General features: G+C 34.8%; 6 protein-coding genes. 3 read left to right on the plus strand and 3 right to left on the minus strand.

The window, feature by feature from the left end; translation table 11 throughout:
* A partial coding sequence (locus tag V7164_RS23600; protein ID WP_335355411.1) for a pyruvate kinase occupies positions 1-1,478 on the plus strand: 1,478 nt, incomplete at its 5' end.
* Positions 1,479-1,525: 47 nt separating this feature from the next.
* On the opposite strand, the gene V7164_RS23605 is transcribed toward V7164_RS23600, so the two are convergent.
* Entirely contained in the window at positions 1,526-2,089 is a 564-nt protein-coding gene (locus V7164_RS23605; RefSeq protein ID WP_335345393.1) for a YhcN/YlaJ family sporulation lipoprotein, read from the minus strand.
* 176 nt (positions 2,090-2,265) lie between these two features.
* Here V7164_RS23605 and crcB (V7164_RS23610) point away from each other — a divergent pair, with 176 nt between their 5' ends.
* Together crcB (V7164_RS23610) and crcB (V7164_RS23615) are read left to right on the plus strand one after the other, a co-directional pair.
* Entirely contained in the window at positions 2,266-2,655 is a 390-nt protein-coding gene (crcB, locus tag V7164_RS23610) for a fluoride efflux transporter CrcB (RefSeq protein ID WP_335348331.1), read from the plus strand.
* On the plus strand, positions 2,652-3,011 hold the full coding sequence (crcB, locus tag V7164_RS23615) for a fluoride efflux transporter CrcB (protein ID WP_335348332.1): 360 nt from the start codon (positions 2,652-2,654) through the stop codon (positions 3,009-3,011). The genes crcB (V7164_RS23610) and crcB (V7164_RS23615) overlap by 4 nt, the downstream gene beginning before the upstream one ends.
* A gap of 26 nt (positions 3,012-3,037) precedes the next feature.
* Here the strand turns inward: crcB (V7164_RS23615) and yidC are convergent, their stop codons facing one another.
* Positions 3,038-3,835 carry a membrane protein insertase YidC gene (yidC, locus tag V7164_RS23620; RefSeq protein ID WP_335348333.1) on the minus strand — a complete coding sequence of 266 codons (798 nt, stop codon included), beginning with the start codon at positions 3,833-3,835 and terminating at the stop codon, positions 3,038-3,040.
* A 25-nt stretch (positions 3,836-3,860) separates the two neighbouring features.
* Positions 3,861-4,055 (minus strand): hypothetical protein (locus V7164_RS23625; protein WP_335355412.1); only part of this gene is annotated, 195 nt, incomplete at its 5' end.

Raw genomic sequence — 4,055 nt, forward strand, 5'->3', positions numbered from 1 at the left:
GTTCACAAATGATTAGAGATGTTATAAATGAAAACCAAAATTTATTAAATAATATCCTTTCAAGCCTGCATAAAAACATTATGATTGTCGGGCAACAAGAAATGAATGAAAACTCTACAGTTTTCCTAAGTAAGGAAAATTTAAAAGCTTTCCTAAAATTAAGGGATATTTATTCAGAGAAATTGGATTTTACTCTTTTGCAGGAAGGCCTATCATCATTCTCGACTATTCATCCTCATATTCATTACTCAATTGAAAAAATGTTAAATAACTTAGAGTTTATTGATCAATCTTCTACATATGATCTATGTCCGCATATGTCCAATCAAATTAAACAGGACCGCAATAAGGGGCTGTTCGGTAGGACTGAAACTTCCGTTATGGTTACTCTTCATTCATCCATGCTACAAAATCAAAAGATTATAAAGGATTTGCTTCACCATGGGATGAATATTGCACGAATTAACTGTGCTCATGACTCTCCAGAAATATGGAAAAAGCTTGTTGATTGTGTTCGAGAAGCGGAATTAGAACTTGGCCAAGAGAGAAACTTATGTAAAATTCATATGGAATTAGCTGGTCCAAAAATTAGAGTAGAAAAAATATTTTACCCTGAAAAGCCGTCTAATGAGGAAAGACCTTATTTTAATGTGAAGCCAGGAGATATGATTACAATAATTAGAGACGAATTAGCTCTAGAATTATTCGCAATGGAAGCTAAAGTCTTTTCAATAAACTCGCCAAAAGCATTACTAAATGTCTCGTTGAAAGACAAAGTGTTTTTTAATGACGGAAAAATCATTGGAGAAGTTTGTTCCATTACGGATGAATGGATAGGTATTACCATCTTAAAAACAAATAAAAAAATAACGAAGCTTCGTGAAGAAGAAGGGCTTAATCTTCCTGACTCTTTTGTTCACTTTATTATGCCTTCCATGACAAACACTGATATAGGGAACCTTCCTTTTGTACATGGACTAGCGGATTCCATAGGTCTTTCATTTGTACATCACCCTAGAGATTTAGAGAAACTTCGGATGCTCTTACATTCATTGCCGCCAAAGAATATAGGGATCATAGCAAAAATTGAAACAAAGGAAGCGTTCCATAACTTATCCAAAATTATTATCGAGGGACTTAATTTCGATTCATTTGGAATAATGATTGCAAGAGGCGATCTTGCTGTTGAATTAGGTTTTACTAAATTAGCATCTATCCAAGAGGAAATCATAAATCTTTGTCAGGCTGCACATATTCCAATTATTTGGGCAACAGGTGTACTTGAGCAACTAACAAAAAAAGGCATGCCATCAAGAGCTGAACTAACGGATGCATTTATGGGGCTCCGAGCTGATTGTATTATGTTAAATAAAGGTGAATACGCCGTTGATGCATTAAAAACTCTATATGAACTGATGATAATGAAACATACCTCCGAAACCAACAGGAGAAAAGAGACGTTTATTCAAAATCAATAAAAGAGGACCTAACTTTTTTGGTTAGATCCTCTTTTATTGTGGTAAAATTATTTATTAAAATGGGTTGGGAATACACGGCGAACTGTAGTTGAGAACTCATCGAAAAGCCCTTCGACTGGCTGGCCGTTGCGAATATCATTTGAATAATTGTTCATTCGATCATAGAAATCAGGGTTTACCGATACATAAACATCATTAATACTACGATCGACTGATTTTACTTGATCAGAAATTTTTCGTTCTATGTCACGGGATAAGCCATTTTGTTTATTAACTAGCCGTGCCGCCACATAGGCATTATTATCTGTCACAATTACATTTGCGTGATCTACTTCAGGCATAGAGACGATTTTATCTGCTGCACGGTCAGCTACCCGCATTTTCGAGCTATTATTTAGAGCGTTTTTATTATTTCTAACTGGAGTTATATTTGTATTCCTCATATCCCTGTTGTCAAAAACATTAAAGTCATTCGTGCCTGGATTGTTTACTCTTGTCAAGTTATCACGGTTTCTCATTGCAGTTTCATTCACATTATTATCATTATTAACACCACATCCAGCAAGAATGGACATTGTAAATAATGAGGCGATAATCGCTTTCACTTTCATAAATTTACCCCCTTTTTTATTACTCTTTTTAATACTACATCACTATGTTTCCATGTTTTTATCCATAATATCCATGGAACTTTTGCAATATAAGGTCATAAATGACAGACTGAATACAATACATAAATTTTTTTAGTTATTATCTAATGAACTAATAATGAAAGCAGGAGATTTTATTGACATATGTATTTATTGGGATAGGGGGTATAGTTGGAAGTCTCCTTAGATTTTTCTTATTCACGATTTCTGTTTCCCTTTGGGGAGAAGGTTTTCCCATCGGTACACTTATAACCAATATTATTGGAGCACTGCTTTTAGGATTATTTACAAAGAAATTCAGCCTAAGCGGGAGAATGAATCAACAATTAAAGGTTGCTATTAGTACGGGAGCAATTGGCTCCTTTACAACGTTATCAGCATTAAGCTCAGATGCCGTTCTATTATTGACTCGCGGATCGTATTTTTTTGCTTTTTTATATGTTTTCATTAGCTTATTTGGGGGGCTAGCTGCCATTTACTTAGGCTTTAAATTAGTGGAACAGCGGGATCGTGAGGAAGAAAAATGATCATAAATATATTGTTAATCTGTATAGGCGGATTCCTTGGAGCTATTTGCAGGTATAAACTTTCTATACTATTGAATAGTCATGTACAGGATAAAATCCCTTTTGGAACGCTTTTTGTTAATTTAGTGGGGTCTTTTTTATTAGGAGTCATCATCGGAATGGGTGAAGGTGAGCATATTCATTTTTTAATGGGAACAGGGTTTATGGGTGCATTCACCACTTATTCAACATTTAATTTGGAGGCTGTTATGCTTCTGCAGGCAAATAAAAAGGTACAAGGCATTACCTATTTAATGTTAACCTATTTATTAGGGATAGTGCTTGCATTTTTTGGCTTTATCATAGGGAAAATGTAAAGAGGGTGATTAAATCACCCTCTTTTCTATTTGTCGCTAATCGAATTTGATGTTTGCAGTACTTCCTTTTTTTCAGACGGGTAAAGCCTTTTCCCAATTATTGTTTGAATCGTTAGGAATATACCGCCGACAGTCCAATATAGTGGTAATGCAGCTGGTGCATTTAAAGAAACCATTACAATCATAATCGGAGACAAGAGCCCCATAAATTTCATCTGTTGCTGCTGTTGAATAGGCATTGTTGCCTGTGAAACCTTGAATTGAAAGAAGTATACGATCCCCGCAGCAACTGTAATCCAAATATCAGCGTGACCAAGATTAAACCACAAGAAGGAGTGGGTGGCAATTTCTTCTGATCCTCTTATGGCATAATAAAATCCCATTAAAATTGGCATTTGAATAAGGATTGGCAGACATCCCATATTTAGCGGATTCACACCATGCTTCTTGTAAAGTCCCATTAATTCTTGTTGCAGCTTTTGCTGTTCTTTCGGGTCCTTTGTTTCTTTCAATTTCTTTTGGATCTCGTCCATTTCAGGCTTTAGAGCGTCCATTTTTTCTTTCATGAGGCGCTGGTTTTTATACTGTTTTAACATAAACGGCATAAGTATTAGCCTAATGCCAAGAGTAATGATGATAATCGCAATCCCATAATTATCATGAAAAATGGCAGCTGTTCCATGAATGAGTATTGAAAATGGTTCGACAAGAAATTTATGAAAAAATCCATCATTGCTTTGGCCATTTTGTGAAGAACATGCTGATAATAATAAGACTGCTACTGATATTAGCGTGAAAAGAAAAATATTTTTCTTGTTTTTCATTTGTGTGACTCCTCCTAGTCTTGTTTTAACTTAGTTGGAAGGAGTCACTGTCTGGATCATCGCTTTGATCATCTATTTTTCTTGCACATTTTGATATCCAAATTAAAAATGGATTCCTTTGAACATTCATTCTTAAATGCTGAATTGGAATAATTGTATGAGAATCCAATCGATCTGTATTATTTATTGAATCATGAAAAGAGTATTGGATATTCCATAC

Source organism: Bacillus sp. JJ1474 (assembly GCF_036965225.1).
Taxonomy (GTDB): domain Bacteria; phylum Bacillota; class Bacilli; order Bacillales; family Cytobacillaceae; genus Cytobacillus.

Coding starts and splice junctions, on each gene's coding strand:
- yidC (WP_335348333.1), bottom strand. CDS start 3,835: ATGAAAAACAAGAAAAATATTTTTCTTTTCACGCTAATATCAGTAGCA.
- V7164_RS23605 (WP_335345393.1), bottom strand. CDS start 2,089: ATGAAAGTGAAAGCGATTATCGCCTCATTATTTACAATGTCCATTCTT.
- crcB (WP_335348332.1), top strand. CDS start 2,652: ATGATCATAAATATATTGTTAATCTGTATAGGCGGATTCCTTGGAGCT.